This is a genomic window from Spongiibacter tropicus DSM 19543 (genome assembly GCF_000420325.1).
In the GTDB taxonomy this organism is placed as follows: domain Bacteria; phylum Pseudomonadota; class Gammaproteobacteria; order Pseudomonadales; family Spongiibacteraceae; genus Spongiibacter; species Spongiibacter tropicus.
Genome location: NZ_ATUS01000001.1, coordinates 1,041,474 through 1,057,105, shown reverse-complemented (window position 1 = coordinate 1,057,105; position 15,632 = coordinate 1,041,474). Strand labels below are relative to the sequence as shown.

The window sequence follows — 15,632 nt, the reverse complement described above, 5'->3', positions numbered from 1 at the left end:
CGACGAAATTCGGTTTCGAAATGCGCTTTTAAAAACAATGAGTTAAATGGCGGGCGGAAAAGGCGTCGCGTGATAGATGGCCGCCCGATAATATTTATTATGAGGCCGCTGGTCTCATAAACAGGCTGTTAGCACTCAAGGGGATACAACGATGAAGCACTCTCAAGAAGAAATAAACGAAATCTGGAATAACGTAAAGGCTGACAAGTACGCGGGGGCTTCAGCTCAGCACCAACCAGTGATATGCAGCGACGATGATGCGGAGCAGTGTATTAGCATCCCTAATTCAGAGGGGACTGACCGAGAGCTTTATTCGCGTAGAAACGAAGACGAAGAATGGAAGGTCGTCCCATATGTAGGCGAGCGTACGTCTTGATGTCGGAGCTAAGTGCTAACAAGGCCAATCACGGCGACAGCTTTTTCGTTGCGGCTACGCCTTCACTGCAAAGCTGCGCGTGTTGGCGGCGTTAGGCGACTAGATCTGGCTGAAGTAGAATTGCACGATGTTTTTTTCACGAAGAATTAACCAAGACACCCAGGCCGTTGAAGTCTGGGAGTGTGAGTGGGCAAACCTCGGTACTGGCATGGCGAGGAAGGAATTCATTCGCAAAGTCGGGGACGAAGCTGACACGGAATTCACACATGAGGATTACTGCGCTGCAGACGCTGTGTGCTGGGCTCCAGGAAGGACGATCGGAAACATAGCGGTCAATTCAGAAGATGTGTTTGGTATGTTTGAAGGGGCGTCTGGCGATGATGCCGTTCTTCCATGTCACATCATCCCATGCGGAAAATTTCGCAATGGTGCTCAACGTTGGTATTGCAAAACGCACCAACTTCATTGGGGCACTAAAGCAGACTACGCGGCGGTTCCTGAATCTGGCGAGATCAGGTGTGGGAACCACTCGATGAAAATGAGCTATGTAGTCGATCCTCTTGAAATTGAGTTCAAGGACTTCGAGGAAATTGGAATCTGGTGTTCCTTACCACCGGCGCTCTCGAGTGAGCCCATTGAACAAAGGTCACCAAGAATTCACGTTCACAAGCGTTTTGCTGTGCAAGCACGTAAGGTTCTGGACAAAGACTTTGCTGCAATCGTTTGCTCGTACAATCAAAAACTCGACTTATTTGAAAGTCCGGATATCACCAAAATTCAGGTGACTCCACCGGCTGCTTTTGAGTTTGTGCGATCGATTGAAGAGGGTTACGAGGTTGACTGTATTACTTGCAAGAAGTGTGGATACCCTCACCTTGACCTTGGAAGTTTTGCTCGAACCCCACACAAAAAACATTTTTGCGGTAACTGTGGGAACGACAGCATTTGGAGTTCCGATTTAATCGTCTCGACTCCGCTCAAGCCATTGCATGATCAGTTCAGTAAAAGTAATACGTACGTTGTTCCCGACCGCCAACTAAATCTAGATGACTATGCTGGAAAGCGTTTCGAACTCTGGTCATCAACTCCAGCCGTAGTCTGGACTGCGGATCGCCCTCAGGAAAAAGGAATACACGTTCACGTCTATGAAGGTGCTCGCAGGATTGTGGATGACACCTTTGGCGAAGTCATCTACCAAGGGCAGCTACTTGATAGGGGGCAGATGTGGAAGAACATGGTTGCAAATACGGTGTACTAACGTCGCCTAACAACACGCTGCAAGGGACGTTTGACCCGTGGCTCATTTTTGCTGCCGCAAAAACGTTCCCTGCCTCAAGCGCAACTGATCGTTGGCGTTAGAACTAAGGAGGGCTAGTGGCTACTGAAGAAGAGAAAGAGGTGTATCGTGCTTTGCGAGAGTCTCAAGGAAAGTATACATATTTCCTTTTAGCAGCTGCGGGCACGGCGGTCGGGTTCTCCCTCACACAAACAGCATCTTCCGCTCTTAGTCTTTGTCAGTTACCCCTAGCAGCCGCTCTCTTATTCTGGGGTCTAAGTTTTTACCTTAGTTGTAAAAATCTCGCTTATGTTAACTCTACATTATTTGCTAATTACGAGTTGTTGCGCGTTGAAAATGGGCGGTATCCAGAACTAAGCGGCCATCCCCAAATGGTACAAGCCGCGAGCGAAGGTATCAGAGGGGCTATCAAAAACAATTCGGACACGGCCAATCAGTTGGGCCATTGGCAGTTTCGCATGTTAATTACCGGTTCTGTTTCCTATATCGTATGGCATGTTATAGAAATGTGGTTGCGTACGTGAGCCTTTCAACGCATCACGTAGCAAGCTCTAACAAGAGCCGGCAATACGCTCCCTGCGGTCGCCGGACACAAAAACGCTGCGCTTATTTTTGGGCCGTTGCGGCTGGCGTTAGGCTTACAGTGAATATACTTGAAGAAGAAATCTAATGTCAGGGAATAGCAGCGCTTTAGTACCGATTGAGTCATGGGCATATGCCTCACCAGAGCTGAAAGGCTCTGGTAAAAGTATTGATATAGGGCTTTTTGCTGAGTCGCTAATATACTATGACTCCGTAATTGTTAATCCTTCTAATCAACTTCAGTTGGCTGAGTTTATAAGCTGGTTTATAAATAATGGAGCTCTGAATGATTTCTATATTCTCCTCAAAGAAGGAGCGCTTAAATTTTACGAGTACTCATTCATAAGTACGGCAATTCTAAAAGACGATGAATACTCTATATGGAATATTCAAGATAATTTGCAGGCAGAGCCAAATTCGTTTGAAAGACGTTTTCTATATCACCAATCAATAGAGGCATTATTTCCGAAGGCAAGACATAGAAGGCACCTCTACTCGGCCTTTAGGGATAATGTCGTGGAAGTGAAAGCAGAAGAATTTAGCTCTGCAATAGAAAATGCTAGAGCCGATTTTAGAGATCCTAGAAGAAATGCCATTATTGTCCAATCATTTGTAGACGAAATTTATAGTGTTCATTCTTTAGGAAGGCCTCCTGAAATTAAAGCCACAGTTACTAACTCAGGGGGTGATGCTAAACATCGACTTAATTTCAATGTCGATTTCAATGAGTTGAGTCGAATAGCAGGAGAGGGGGTGACTTTCCATAATGGAACGCCGCTTACTGCTTCAGCATTATCAAATCGCTTTATCTGGTCGGCCGCAACTATGGGCAGTGATCTTTTTCTACCTCAACCGATGAGTATCCTCGTTGGTGATAAGCTTTATGAATCTAAAGAGCGTATTGCTAAATCCGGCGATATTATTGAGGAGCTAAAAGGTAAGGTTGAGTTTCCTGATATTAGGGCGCTAGTTAACTCGGATCAGCTGTCGCTTAGAGAAATTTTGAAAATTAGAGATAAAGCCAAGAAGTTTCGAAATTGGCTACAGCAAGAGAATGGTCGTGATAGAGATGCAATAATTGCCTATCACAATGAAGTTGCAAAGGAGAGCGGCCTAGTTACAGCTGGGCGTAAGACTTTGAGCCTTTTTGGTGTTTTGGGTAGTGGGGCTTTAGGCTCTGCTGTTGGGGCTGTTGTCGCAGGCCCAGGCGGCGCAGCAATTGGCGGTGCTGCTGGTAGCGCCTTTGGTTACTTGGCCGATGTCAGCTCTAAAGTAGGCAGCGACTGGAAGCCCGTTGTTTTTGGGGGGTGGCTAAAAGAACGAATAGAAAATGTTGTGGCTGCTGATGATAAATCCTAACAAATCAATCAACTTCTCGCCTTCGGCGCCGGACGCGAAAAAAGCGCGCGCCGGTTATTGTGGCGTTAACATAACTGAGGCCAAGACTATGAGCAGTGAAGCTTCCTATAGATATCACCTTCCCCATAGGGTTTCGCTGTCGGGGATTTTTGCAGGGATGTGGTTTTCGTTGCTTTGGTATTGGGGTAGTCCCAGCTTAGATGCTCTGATTTTGGTCACTTTGAATGTGGTTGTGGTGTTGGTTGGAATTTGGAGTATCAGTATCGTCGAAATTAATCACAACGGGGTCGTTCTCTATAGAGTCAATAAGCTTGTCTGGTCAGATGTGCATAGCGCAAAAAGAGTTAAATTTTTTGGTTTGAACCATATTCGAGTGAAGAGGAAAAAAGGCTTTCCATTGTGGATTCCTATGTATTTCAAGGGACATAGGCCAATCGAAAAGGCGCTCGTTGCCTGCGCGCCGACGGCCAGTGCGCTTAGCCAAGTACAGCTCGATATTAAAATTTCATAGTAATTCAAAGTGCAGGGTGCCATGTGCGCGGTGCCGGTTTTCTCTATTCTAGGATAATAAATTTCATGACACGAAAACTGATATATTTAGTGGCAACTTTATGCGTTGCCTTGGCGGCATATGAGGCATATGCCGTGGCAGTGGCATATAAGAATCTTTCTCATGAATTCGAGCCCTATGAGTCAAAAACACTAATGGATATAGGCTTGAGTGAAGAGAGAAAGGGTATGCTGGTCAAAATCCAAGATCCTTCATTTTTTGAACACACTGGCATTGAGTGGCCTAGCCCATTAACCACCACCACAATCACTCAAAGCTTGGTAAAGAAGCTTTTTTTTGAAAAATTTACGAAAGGTTTCAAGAAGATAGAGCAAACGTTAATTGCTCGGTTTGTTGTTCATTCAAATATATCAAAGGAAACCCAGCTTGTAGCGTTTGTATCTACTGCATATTTTGGTGAAATGGAAGGAAAACGACTGTTTGGTATTAGTGAAGGAGCCCGTTCTTGGTTTGATAAGTTACTACCGGAGTTAACTGATGATGAGTACTTGTCATTAATTGCTATGCTTCCTGCGCCGGATGCGCTCAAGCCAGGTACGGCGGCATCTGAAGAACGAGTAGGCCGCATCAAGAAGGTATTAAGCGGTGAATGCATCTACGAGCATGTGTCGCGAATATTCCTGGATCAATGTTCTTGAGTGCTGTCATGCGGAGCCTTGCAATTACGGGCTCTGCCCGCCTTTTTGCATTTTCCGTCGGCTACATTAGCTAGGTTTGTCTGCTGCAAACGTCAATATGAGTCATTGCATACGCATCTATATTTAACTGAGTAATACCGCTTGATCCTGTCCCGCTAATCCTCCCCAAAACTCCCTCCCTCTTGATCTACATCCAGAAATCCTTGCATCAGCTTGCTACATTGCGATCTAACGAAATGTGTATGGGGTTTTGGTTATGGCCTTACGTTGGACGCCGGAGCTGGAGATTGGTATTCCGGTGATTGATAGTCAGCATGAGCGGATTGTGGATTACATCAACAAGGTGGAGCTGGCGCATCAGCATCACAGCCACAAGGAGTTGATGGAGGTGTTGGATGAGCTGGTGGATTACACGGTGTCTCACTTTGCTTTTGAGGAGACGCTGATGGAGGAGGCTGGCTATCCCTTTGTGAAGCCGCATAAGAAGGTACATTCGCTGTTTACGCGTCGGATTTCGGCTTATCAGCAAAGTGCGCGGGCGGGAGAGGATGTGACTGAGGAGTTGATGCATACGCTGACCAACTGGCTGGTGAATCACATCAAGCACGATGACCGGGATTACACCGGCGTAGTGAAGGAGAATATGCAGGCGGCAACCCAGCGGGTGAAGGCGAAGAAAGGCAGTTGGATGAAGCGGTTGTTTGGCTGATTGCCTTTCTTGAGCCTGTAAGGAGACGCCTATGTCACGCTTTGTCTGGTCGCCGGAGTATGAGCTGGGGATAGAGGTGATTGATCACCAGCATCAGCGCATTATTGAGTACATTAATCAGATTTACGATGCCCGCAGCCGCGCGGCCGCGCAGGATTCGCTGGCCGTGATTTTACCGAATCTGGTGGATTACACGCTGTCGCACTTTGCCTTTGAGGAGGCGTTGCTGGAGGAGGTGGATTACCCCGAGTTATCGGAGCATCAGCTGACTCATCAGCATTTTGCGAAACTGATTGGCGCGATGAAAGCGCGCTTTGACCGGGGGGAGGCGATTGCCGAGGAGCTGGCGACGATTCTGCAGCACTGGCTGATTGACCACATTATGTCGGATGACCAGCAATACGCGCCGGTGGTGAAGCAGCGTCTGCTGGGTATTCAGCCGGATCAGCAGCAGAGCTGGGTGCGGCAGGCGGTGTCGCGGTATTTTCAATAATCGGATCCACCACCCAGCAACGCTTTCAGCGCGCCCGTGTAGACGGCAGCGCTATTTCCGGCTTTCCTTTCTCAGCTTGTCCGCATCCTCTTTGCTGATCGGGTAGAACATGCCCAATCCGCAGGAGGGGCCGGGCATATAGCTGCTGCCCATGCTTTCCAGCACGGTGATGATGTCGACACTGCAAAGCTGATGCAGTGAGGTGCGGTACATGATGGGTTTGTTCCGCGACAGCCCCAGGCAGCGGTGCGGCAGGTCGTTGAGATAAACCTCGTTGCGGCCGGTGTAGAACAGTACGTTGTTGGCGTCGAGCACGACGGTTTCATCGATGCGATTCAATGACAGGCAGCGAACGGGCTCGCCGGTGGCCAGTTTGAGGTTGGGATTCGGCGCGGAGCTGTCTTCCGCCAGGACGGTGGCGCTTCCCGCAGCGGTGCAGAGGCTGAGCAGCAGCGTGGCAAGGCGTTGGCGTGTCATGGGCATTTCTCCATAGCGGTTCACGATAACTGAGCACCGAGTGTAGCAGGCTGCTGCGCAAAAGGGCGGCGATAGATTGTGATGCCATGCGGCGCGCTAAGCGCTTGTTTGGCAAAGAATGTGCATAGGCAAAACCACACAATGATTTGCCGGGCTGGGGAGCCGCCGTGGTGTTTAACGCGGCGATGTGCACCCTGCGGCGATGGCAAAAAATAAATGGTTCAGTGCAGGGTAAAGGCATGTATTCCGGTCATGAAGCCATGCTTTACTGTGCGTATTCGGCGCTGTGGTGCCGGCTCGTGCTTTGGGGGCAGGGATGACAATTCGTATTGCGATCAATCACAACACTTACTACAAATTTGACCGTCCAACCAAAATTTATCCGCATGTGATTCGCCTGCGGCCCGCGCCTCACAGCCGCACGCCGATTCGGGCCTACAGTCTGAAGGTGACGCCGGAAGAGCACTTCATCAACTGGCAGCAGGATGCCTTTGGCAATTACCTGGCGCGGCTGGTCTTCCCCGAAAAAGCGACAGAGCTGAGTATTGAGGTGGAAGTGATTGCCGATATGACGGTGATCAACCCCTTCGACTTTTTTGTGGAGGAGTACGCCGAGGCCTTCCCCTTTGAGTACCCCGATCAGCTGAAGAAAGAGCTGCTGCCGTATCTGGAGAAAAAACCTCAGGGACCGCTGTTCAAAAAGCTGCTGGCAGAGATCGACAAGCCCGAGGAGCGGCTGAACGATTTTCTGGTGAATACCAACCGCCGTATTCAGGAATTGGTGGAGTACAGCCTGCGCTTTGAGCCGGGGGTGCAAAAGCCGGAGGAAACGCTGGAACTGGCGAAGGGTTCCTGCCGGGATTCCGCCTGGCTGCTGGTGCAGTTGCTGCGCCATGTGGGGCTGGCGGCGCGCTTTGCCTCGGGCTATCTGGTGCAGTTGGCCTCCGATGAAAAATGTCTGGATGGCCCCAGCGGCCCGGAAGAAGATTTCACCGACCTGCACGCCTGGTGCGAGGTCTATGTTCCCGGTGCGGGCTGGGTGGGGCTTGATCCGACCTCCGGCCTGTTTGCCAGTGAGGGCCATATTCCGCTGGCCTGTACGCCCGACCCGGTGTCGGCGGCGCCCATCGACGGTTTTACCGACGAATGCGAAGTGGAGTTTGACTACAGCAACGTCGTCACTCGGGTGCACGAAGATCCGCGTGTGACCAAGCCCTACAATGACGCCCAGTGGGCGGCGATTCTCAAGCTGGGCGAGGATGTTGATAAGAAGCTGGTCGACAACGATGTGCGGCTGACCATGGGCGGCGAGCCGACCTTTGTGTCGGTGGACGATATGGAATCGGCCCAGTGGAATACTGAGGCGCTGGGCGCCGACAAGCTGCGACTGGCGAAGACGCTGCTGCTGCGCCTGCGCGATCATTTTGCGCCCAAGGGCCTGCTGCATTATGGGCAGGGTAAATGGTATCCCGGCGAGGAAGTGCCGCGCTGGGCGCTGGGCCTGTTCTGGCGCACCGACGGCGAACCGCTGTGGTCGCGACCGGAATTGCTGGCGCGGGTGGACAAGGATTACGGCCACGACCTGGCGCTGGCCAAGACTTTTGGCAAAAAGCTCACCAGCCGCCTGGGGCTGGATGCGCGCTTTCTGCAGCCGACCTACGAAGACGCACTTTATTACCTGCTGCAAGAACAGAAAATTCCCCACAACCTCGAAAAGCTCGCCGCCAAAGCCAAGAATGACCTGACCCGGCGCCGACTGGTACGGCTGCTGGAAACCGGCATGGATAAACCGGCGGGCTTTGTGTTGCCGCTGGAGTGGGATTTGTTTGCCCAGTGCTGGCGCAGCTCGGTGTGGTCGGTGAAACGCGAGAAAGTCACTCTGTTGCCCGGCGATTCGCCGATGGGCTTGCGCCTGCCGCTGGATGAAATCATCGGTATTGATGAAGTGCCACGTGCGCCGGAACGCGACCCCTTTGAACCGCATCAGCCGCTGCTGAAGCGCGAGGCCTACACCGATGGCTCGGCGCATATGCCGGTGCCCGGCAGCGGCGTTGCCAGTACCAGTCCGCAACCCGCAGCGAAGCCCAGCGAGAAGCCCGCTGAAAAAACCGGTGGCGGGTCGACATTGCCGATTCGCACTTCGCTGTGTGTGGAGCCCCGCGACGGCAAGTTGCACATCTTTATGCCGCCGTTGTATGCGCTGGAACAATACGTGGCGATTCTGGCGGTGCTGGAGGAAATCGCCGCCGAACTGAATGCACCGCTGATGATTGAGGGTTACGAGCCGCCCCGCGACCCGCGGGTGACCAAGCTGCTGGTCACGCCCGACCCCGGCGTAATCGAGGTGAATATTCATCCGGCGGGCAGTTGGCGCGAGCTGGTGGCGAACACCGAAGAGCTGTATCAGGCCGCGAAAGAATCGCGCCTCGCAACAGAGAAATTTATGCTCGACGGTCGCCACACCGGCACGGGCGGCGGCAACCATATTACGCTTGGCGGGCCAACGCCCGCCGACAGCCCGATACTGCGGCGGCCCGATCTGCTGCGCAGTCTGGTGTCGTTCTGGCAGCATCACCCGAGCTTGTCCTACCTGTTCTCCAGTGCCTTTATCGGCCCGACCAGTCAGGCGCCCCGCGCCGACGAAGGCCGGGACGAAATGCTCTATGAAATGGAGATCGCCTTCCAGCAGATGCCCGACGGGTTGGCGGAGCAGCCCTGGCTGATCGACCGGCTGATGCGCAATCTGCTGATCGACGTGACCGGCAACACCCACCGCGCCGAGTTCTGTATCGACAAACTCTATGCGCCGGGCAGCCCGACCGGGCGACTGGGGCTGCTGGAATTCCGTGGCTTTGAAATGCCGCCTCATGCGCGCATGTCGCTGGTGCAGGTGCTGTTGATTCGTGCCCTGATCGCGCGCTTCTGGGACGAGCCCTACCGCAAGCCGCTGGTGCGCTGGGGCACCTCGCTGCACGATAAATTTATGCTGCCGCACTATATCTGGGCGGACGTGATGGAAGTGGTCGCCGATCTGCGCCAGCGCGGCTACGACTTCGACAGCGACTGGCTGCTGCCCTTCGAGGAATTCCGCTTCCCCCATTATGGTCGCACGGTGATTAACGACATTGAGATCGAACTGCGCTGGGCGATTGAGCCCTGGCATGTGCTGGGTGAAGAAGTGGGCAGCTTTGGCACCGCGCGCTATGTGGATTCCTCGGTCGAGCGTTTGCAGGTAAAGGTAAGCGGGCTGACCGATGGCCGCTATGTGCTGGCCTGCAACGGCCGCCGGGTGCCGCTGCGCAGTACCGGCCGTCACGGCGAGTACGTGGCCGGGGTGCGCTACCGTGCCTGGGCGCCGCCGTCAGCGCTGCACCCCACGCTGGGTGTGCACACGCCGCTGGTGTTTGATTTGATTGATACCTGGAATGGTCGCTCGGTGGGTGGCTGTTCCTATCACGTTTCCCACCCCGGCGGTCGCAGCTACGATGTGTTCCCGGTGAACGCCTTCGAGGCCGAGTCGCGGCGCATTAACCGCTTTGATGTGACCAGCCACACGCCGGGGCCGTTTACCCCCAACCCTGATCTGGATGCTGTACGCGAGTTTTTTGAAACGCCGCCGCGCCCTATGTCACCGCCACCGGAAGAGTCACCGGGCGAATACCCTCACACGCTGGACCTGCGCCGCAAGGCTAACTGGATCGGTTAGTGGCTGGGAAGGCCTCAGCGAGGCTTGCGGAGTAGCCATCGCTGAGGCCTGAGTCATCTTAGGTGAGTTTTAGAGGGTGGCTTGTAGAGAGTGAGTCAGCTCGCCCCGGCAGCACTGTTTTCCAGACTTTGCAGAAAGGGGCAGTCTTGTCGCGCTTGCTGCAGTGTCGCTTTGTAGAACTGCTGCACGGCGGCGATCTCTTCCTGACTCGGTCCCCGGTAATTGCTGACGCCGTCGTCCCGGTCTTTAAGCGGGCTCAGGCGCCAGGCGTTCTTGTATTTCTTCTTCATTGACGGGGCGAGCCTGGAGAGGTTTTCTGACGCCTTGAATTCGCAGGCTCTGATGGCCTCGCCACTTTGCGGGTCGACCGCGATCAAATTGCCGGACAGGTGCAGCGCAAAGCTTGTCCGCATACTCAGTACATCGGTTTTGTCGGCGTACTCGCCAATCGTCACCGTGCCTAGCGACAGCAGCGTGGTGCGCACTTCGTCCTCAATCACGAACAGATCAACGCCATTGGCGGCGGCATAGTCGGCTAGCGCCTGCTGGGTCTGCACGTTGTAGTGCGGCATGAGTCGCTTCAGCTCGGTGTTCACTCCCCATGCCGGGCTGCTGTAGCCGGCGTTCAGTGTGGCGAGGTCGATCACCGGCAGCCGAATACCCAGTTTGACGGGGTTGCGGGCGAAGCTCTCCGGTCCGGCAATGCTGCGGGTAAATTCCTTCGCCCGGTCTTTGCCGTATCGTGTTTGGGCTCCTTGCACTCTGACCACCGGCGCAGAGTGACTGCCGGTGTCGAGGAAAACCGCCTTCTTATACGTGCCCGGCGGGATGGCTGTGGCGTTATCAAATCGTGAATAGGTCAATTCTCGCCAGGTATCACTGACGGCATTCGCCCATAGCGATGAACAGGACAGTGCGGTGATCAGCAATAGGGCGGTATGGGTGATTGGCTTCACGGTATGACCTCTGTTTGCGACGGGCGAACGGTAGGGCGTTGATACCCAGACCTTAATAAAACGCAGGCGGCACGCAAAGGCAATATCGCCGGGCCAGTGCTGTGATCCTGACAGGTCAATACAGCGGCATTGTGTAATGCGGCATTATTTTACTATAATGAGAATGATTGTTATTTGTGTGTCGTTTTCTTTTCCCGGATTCAAGGTCAGCCATGTCGGTTTCTCCGGCGGCGCAGAAGCAGTTCGGCGCCCTCTACAAGGATCATCATCCCTGGTTGCTGTCGCTGCTGCGACGGCGGCTGGGCTGTGATCACGATGCCGCCGATCTGGCTCAGGACGCGTTTATCCGTTTGATGCGGCGTCCGCAGGTGTTGGAGGACGATTCGCCGCGCGCCTATCTGACCACGGTTGCCAAAGGCCTGTGCGTCGACCTCTGGCGTCGGCGTCAGGTGGAGCAGGCGTGGCGTGATGCGGTAGCGGCATGGCCGGAGTGGGTGATTCCCTCGCTGGAAGAGCAGGCCCTGGTGATTGAAACCCTGTATGAGGTCGACACGATGCTGCGGCAGATGCCAGAGAAGGTGGCGGCCGCGTTTCTTATGTCGCGACTGGAGGGGCTGACGTACAGCGAGATTGCCAAGCGCCTTGCTGTGTCTGAGCGCAGCGTGAAGAAATATATGGCGCGAGCCATGTACGAGTGTGTGCTGTTGGAAGTGCAAGCGGACGAGGCCTTGATATGAGTCTGGAGCGGGAACAGCACCGCGCGCTTCGAGAGGCGTCCCAGTGGTATGCGCGTCTGGCCGACGAGCAGGTGGATAGCGATGCGGAGCGCGCCTGGCGACATTGGGTGGCCGCCGACGAGGCGAACCAGCGAGCCTGGCAATATATCGAAGCGGTTTCCCAGCGCTTTGACGGTTTGCGCGATGTCGGCAACTCGCTGCCCGTTGGCGATACTCTCAAGCGCTTACAGCGGCGTCGGCTGACCCGGCGCGGCTCATTGAAGTGTATTGCTGCGCTGGGTGTCACCTCGGTAGCGACCTGGATGTTTGCGCCCTATGAACATTGGCTGGCCGGGGAGCGCACGGCAGTTGGCGAAGTGCGGCAGTTGTCGTTGATGGATGGCAGTCGCGTTTGGTTGAACACCGACAGCAGTCTGGACAGCGATTTAGGCGCCGGGCGCCGCCGGCTCAGCGTTCACCGAGGGGATGTGTTTGTTGAAGCGGTGGCAGGCAAGTCGCCCATGACGGTGACCACAGCGGCCGCCGAGCTGAGTTGTGAGCGCGGGCGGTTTGCGCTGCGCGGTGGCGGCGATGCTCAGGCACAAGTGCTGGCGGTGTATGACGGTCGCGTCGATCTGCGCACGCGTGGCGGTCAGGTGCAGCAGCTTGCGGCGGGCAAGCAGTGCCGCTTCGGTCGCGATGCCATTGTGGCGGTGGAGGCTGCCGAGCCGCGTTACGAGGCCTGGACGCGTCGCCTGCTGCTGGCCCACAACGAGTCGCTGGGCGAGTTACTGTCGGAATTGTCGCGCTACCGGCACGGCATTATCCATGTGTCGCCGGACGTGGCGGCGCTGCGGGTCACGGGATCATTTCCCACTTCAAATACCGATATGGCGCTGGAAATGCTCGGTGCCAGTCTGCCGATCCGCGTCGATGTTCCGCTGCCGTGGTGGGTGAATGTCAGCGCGGCATGACTATTTGATATTAATTCTCATTTATTTTTGAGAATCGGTTCCCTTTTCTTGGGCTTCGTTCGATATCCCTACACAAGTCTCAGAAAAACAGGCCCTCAACAGCCCTGGAAAAGGAGTTACGGATGTTATTCAAACGCTTTCGCCCACACGGTGGATGCCAGGCATTGCTGCTTTCGACAGCAATGGGCCTGAGCGTCGCCGCGCCCTCTGTCATTGCGCAGCCAGCCGCTGCCAACCTCACACAGTTCTCGATTCCTGCCGGTGACCTCGGCAGTGCGGTAACCCGCTTTGCACAGCAGAGTGGCGTCTCGCTGAGCGTCGCAACGGAGCTGCTGGAAGGGCGTGAAACCGCCGGGCTGGACGGCAGCTACACACCGGAGCAAGCGCTGATGCGGCTGCTCGGTGGCACGGGCCTGACGGCCAACCGCCAGGCCAATGGCAGCTACGTGCTGAGTGAAGCGCCAGCGGCGGCTGAGGCGATCGATCTGGGCGAAACCGTCATGCTGCAAAAGCTGGTGGTGTCCGCCTCGGGTTTTGAGCAGAAGATTACGGATGCACCGGCGAGTATTTCCGTGGTGGATCAGGAGGAATTGAAGAGCCGCCCCTATACCACTCTGCTAGATGTGGTGCGCGAGCTGGAAGGGGTGGATATTGGCGAGACCCGCGATAAAACCGGGCAGGGCACCGTCAGTATGCGCGGCATGGGCGCCGACTATACGCTGCTGCTGATCGACGGCCGCCGCCAGAACAACCACGGCGATATTTATCCCAATAACTTCGGTGGCAACCAGTTCAACCATATTCCGCCGCTGACCGCGATTGAACGCGTCGAGGTGATTCGCGGGCCGGCATCGACACTGTACGGCGCCGATGCGCTGGGCGGGGTGATCAATGTGATCACCAAGAAAATTACTGACACCTGGACCGGCGGTATCAACTTCAGCCGCACTTTCCAGGAAGATGAAGCCTTCGGCGAAGACACCACTACCGATTTCAATGTGATGGGACCGCTGATTCCCGGCAAGCTGGGTTTGGCCGTGCGCGGCAGTGTCTACGATCGGGAAGCTTCCAACCCGGAATATGCGCCGGTTCGCGACCCGAATGGCGATGTGCATGTACGTTCGCTGGGCTTTGGCGCTGGTGGCAAGACGGTGGACAACACCAACAAGTCACTGGGCTTTCGTCTGAGCTGGACGCCAAGTGAGAGTCAGTCACTGGTCTTTGATTTCGACAAATCTGAGCAGAAATACGACAACACCCCCAACGCCGATGGCAGCTACCCATTGGGGACGGTGGACAGTATTGATCGCCTGTTTACCAGCAGTCCTCGCGCCGGTTATGCCGCCGAGCAGGAATTTACCCGCGACCAGTGGTCGCTGACCCACGAGGGTGACTGGGGTTTTGCTGACAGCACTGTCTCGCTGGCCTATATCGAAACGGCGAACCTCGGTCGTACCTTGCCACTGACTGCTACAGAGCGCGCCCTGCAGCAAGAGATATTTGAAGGCACGGGCAGTTATGCCGGTCTGACTGAGGAAGAGCGCCGGGAAATTATGGCTGATACCTTCCTGCCGCGTCCCAAACGCCCGATGGAAAGCAACCAGTACACGCTGGATGCGCGTCTGGATATTCCGCTGGAAAACCTGGCGGGTGAGCACATGCTGGTCGTGGGTGGCCAGTACATTGACGGTGAACTGGAAGATGGCGTCTTTGGTATGGAGGGCGGCGACGATGGCCAAGGTGTTGTCTCTGAGCATGAGATGTACTCGCTGTTCGTCGAAGACAACTGGACGCCGATCACCCCGCTGACCATTACCGCCGGTGTGCGTTACGACGACCACAAGCAGTTCGGCAGCAATACCAGTCCGCGACTCTACGGTGTGTACAGCCTGCACCCGGAATGGACGGTAAAAGGCGGCATCAGCACCGGTTATAAAACTCCGAAAACCACGGACCTGTATAACGGTGTTACCGGCTTTGGTGGCCAGGGCACCATCCCGTTTGTCGGCAATCCGGACCTCAAACCCGAGACCAGTGAGAATACTGAGATCGCCTTGTACTGGGAGTCGCTGACCGCGCGCCACAACTTCAATATCACCTTCTTCCAGAACCAGTTCGAGGACAAGATTGTGACCGGCGATGCCGTGCTGTCCTGTGAGCAGACCGGGGGTGTGAAACCCTGTGCCAATCTCGGCGCCTATGAAGACCTGGGCTACGACGACTACCGCCAAAAAATCAATATTGACGAGGCTGAAATTCGGGGCGCGGAACTGGCCGGACGCTACCAGATTTCACCGAATCTGGCGCTGCGTATGAACTACACCTACACCGACAGCGAGCAGACCAGCGGCGCAGAAAAAGGCCTGCCGCTGACCAACAGTGCCGAGCATATGGCTAACACCACGCTGGACTGGCAGATCAACGACCGGGTTGATCTGTTCCTCACCTGGGAGCATCGTTCCGACCGTTATCGCGGTACCGATGATAAAGGTAATCCTCAATATTACGAAGAGTACCGTGTACTGCATCTGGGTGGCTCGGTAGTGGTCAACGAATCCGTCACCATTCACGCGCGGGTGAACAATCTGCTGGATGAAGATTTCACCAGCTATAGCACCACCTATGACGATAAAAATGGTGACGGCGTTTACGAGTACCTGACCGGTCGTGGTGTGGACAGTGAGGTGGAGTTTACCGATGACTACAACAACAAAGACAAGGCGCGAAATTTCTGGGTTGGCGTCAGTGTGACGTTCTAATCCGTTCGACCGTCTTTGA

General features: G+C 54.8%; 13 protein-coding genes. 11 read left to right on the top strand and 2 right to left on the bottom strand.

The genetic code is table 11. The features are described from left to right. Window positions 1-503 precede the first annotated feature (503 nt). The 7 genes from G411_RS0105055 to G411_RS0105025 all read left to right on the top strand — a co-directional run bounded on the left by G411_RS0105055 (window position 504) and on the right by G411_RS0105025 (window position 6,025). Window positions 504-1,634 carry a hypothetical protein gene (locus tag G411_RS0105055; RefSeq protein ID WP_022958090.1) on the top strand — a complete coding sequence of 377 codons (1,131 nt, stop codon included), beginning with the start codon at window positions 504-506 and terminating at the stop codon, window positions 1,632-1,634. Between the two features lie 116 nt (window positions 1,635-1,750). Further along, on the top strand, window positions 1,751-2,197 hold the full coding sequence (locus G411_RS0105050) for a hypothetical protein (RefSeq protein ID WP_022958089.1): 447 nt from the start codon (window positions 1,751-1,753) through the stop codon (window positions 2,195-2,197). Between the two features lie 145 nt (window positions 2,198-2,342). Beyond that, entirely contained in the window at window positions 2,343-3,614 is a 1,272-nt protein-coding gene (locus G411_RS0105045; protein ID WP_022958088.1) for a hypothetical protein, read from the top strand. Continuing rightward, entirely contained in the window at window positions 3,586-4,125 is a 540-nt protein-coding gene (locus tag G411_RS0105040) for a hypothetical protein (protein ID WP_022958087.1), read from the top strand. Before G411_RS0105045 ends, G411_RS0105040 begins: the two co-directional genes overlap by 29 nt. Window positions 4,126-4,190: 65 nt before the next feature. Further along, entirely contained in the window at window positions 4,191-4,823 is a 633-nt protein-coding gene (locus G411_RS0105035) for a transglycosylase domain-containing protein (RefSeq protein ID WP_022958086.1), read from the top strand. A gap of 256 nt (window positions 4,824-5,079) precedes the next feature. Further along, window positions 5,080-5,532, top strand: coding sequence for a bacteriohemerythrin (locus G411_RS0105030; protein ID WP_022958085.1), 453 nt, complete (start codon window positions 5,080-5,082; stop codon window positions 5,530-5,532). 31 nt (window positions 5,533-5,563) lie between these two features. Beyond that, on the top strand, window positions 5,564-6,025 hold the full coding sequence (locus tag G411_RS0105025; RefSeq protein ID WP_022958084.1) for a bacteriohemerythrin: 462 nt from the start codon (window positions 5,564-5,566) through the stop codon (window positions 6,023-6,025). A 51-nt stretch (window positions 6,026-6,076) separates the two neighbouring features. On the opposite strand, the gene G411_RS19400 is transcribed toward G411_RS0105025, so the two are convergent. Further along, a complete protein-coding gene (locus G411_RS19400; RefSeq protein ID WP_022958083.1) occupies window positions 6,077-6,502 on the bottom strand; it encodes a DUF6491 family protein in 426 nt (141 codons plus the stop codon). Window positions 6,503-6,818: 316 nt separating this feature from the next. Here G411_RS19400 and G411_RS0105015 point away from each other — a divergent pair, with 316 nt between their 5' ends. Continuing rightward, window positions 6,819-10,208 (top strand): transglutaminase family protein, encoded by a 3,390-nt coding sequence (locus G411_RS0105015; RefSeq protein ID WP_022958082.1) that lies wholly within the window; start codon window positions 6,819-6,821, stop codon window positions 10,206-10,208. 95 nt (window positions 10,209-10,303) lie between these two features. Here the strand turns inward: G411_RS0105015 and G411_RS0105010 are convergent, their stop codons facing one another. Then, window positions 10,304-11,164 carry a hypothetical protein gene (locus G411_RS0105010; RefSeq protein WP_022958081.1) on the bottom strand — a complete coding sequence of 287 codons (861 nt, stop codon included), beginning with the start codon at window positions 11,162-11,164 and terminating at the stop codon, window positions 10,304-10,306. 212 nt (window positions 11,165-11,376) lie between these two features. Here G411_RS0105010 and G411_RS0105005 point away from each other — a divergent pair, with 212 nt between their 5' ends. The 3 genes from G411_RS0105005 to G411_RS19395 all read left to right on the top strand — a co-directional run bounded on the left by G411_RS0105005 (window position 11,377) and on the right by G411_RS19395 (window position 15,613). After that, on the top strand, window positions 11,377-11,901 hold the full coding sequence (locus tag G411_RS0105005; protein WP_022958080.1) for a sigma-70 family RNA polymerase sigma factor: 525 nt from the start codon (window positions 11,377-11,379) through the stop codon (window positions 11,899-11,901). Further along, a complete protein-coding gene (locus G411_RS0105000) occupies window positions 11,898-12,854 on the top strand; it encodes a FecR domain-containing protein (protein ID WP_022958079.1) in 957 nt (318 codons plus the stop codon). Before G411_RS0105005 ends, G411_RS0105000 begins: the two co-directional genes overlap by 4 nt. 122 nt (window positions 12,855-12,976) lie before the next feature. After that, complete coding sequence (locus G411_RS19395) at window positions 12,977-15,613, top strand: TonB-dependent receptor (RefSeq protein WP_022958078.1); 2,637 nt, start codon at window positions 12,977-12,979, stop codon at window positions 15,611-15,613. The last annotated feature ends 19 nt before the right edge of the window (window positions 15,614-15,632 follow it).

Excerpts from the sequence above, each read along its gene's own strand:
- G411_RS0105025 (WP_022958084.1), top strand. The coding sequence starts at position 5,564 with ATGTCACGCTTTGTCTGGTCGCCGGAGTATGAGCTGGGGATAGAGGTG.
- G411_RS0105030 (WP_022958085.1), top strand. The coding sequence starts at position 5,080 with ATGGCCTTACGTTGGACGCCGGAGCTGGAGATTGGTATTCCGGTGATT.
- G411_RS19400 (WP_022958083.1), bottom strand. The coding sequence starts at position 6,502 with ATGACACGCCAACGCCTTGCCACGCTGCTGCTCAGCCTCTGCACCGCT.
- G411_RS0105055 (WP_022958090.1), top strand. The coding sequence starts at position 504 with ATGTTTTTTTCACGAAGAATTAACCAAGACACCCAGGCCGTTGAAGTC.
- G411_RS19395 (WP_022958078.1), top strand. The coding sequence starts at position 12,977 with ATGTTATTCAAACGCTTTCGCCCACACGGTGGATGCCAGGCATTGCTG.
- G411_RS0105015 (WP_022958082.1), top strand. The coding sequence starts at position 6,819 with ATGACAATTCGTATTGCGATCAATCACAACACTTACTACAAATTTGAC.
- G411_RS0105035 (WP_022958086.1), top strand. The coding sequence starts at position 4,191 with ATGACACGAAAACTGATATATTTAGTGGCAACTTTATGCGTTGCCTTG.
- G411_RS0105040 (WP_022958087.1), top strand. The coding sequence starts at position 3,586 with ATGTTGTGGCTGCTGATGATAAATCCTAACAAATCAATCAACTTCTCG.
- G411_RS0105045 (WP_022958088.1), top strand. The coding sequence starts at position 2,343 with ATGTCAGGGAATAGCAGCGCTTTAGTACCGATTGAGTCATGGGCATAT.
- G411_RS0105000 (WP_022958079.1), top strand. The coding sequence starts at position 11,898 with ATGAGTCTGGAGCGGGAACAGCACCGCGCGCTTCGAGAGGCGTCCCAG.
- G411_RS0105005 (WP_022958080.1), top strand. The coding sequence starts at position 11,377 with ATGTCGGTTTCTCCGGCGGCGCAGAAGCAGTTCGGCGCCCTCTACAAG.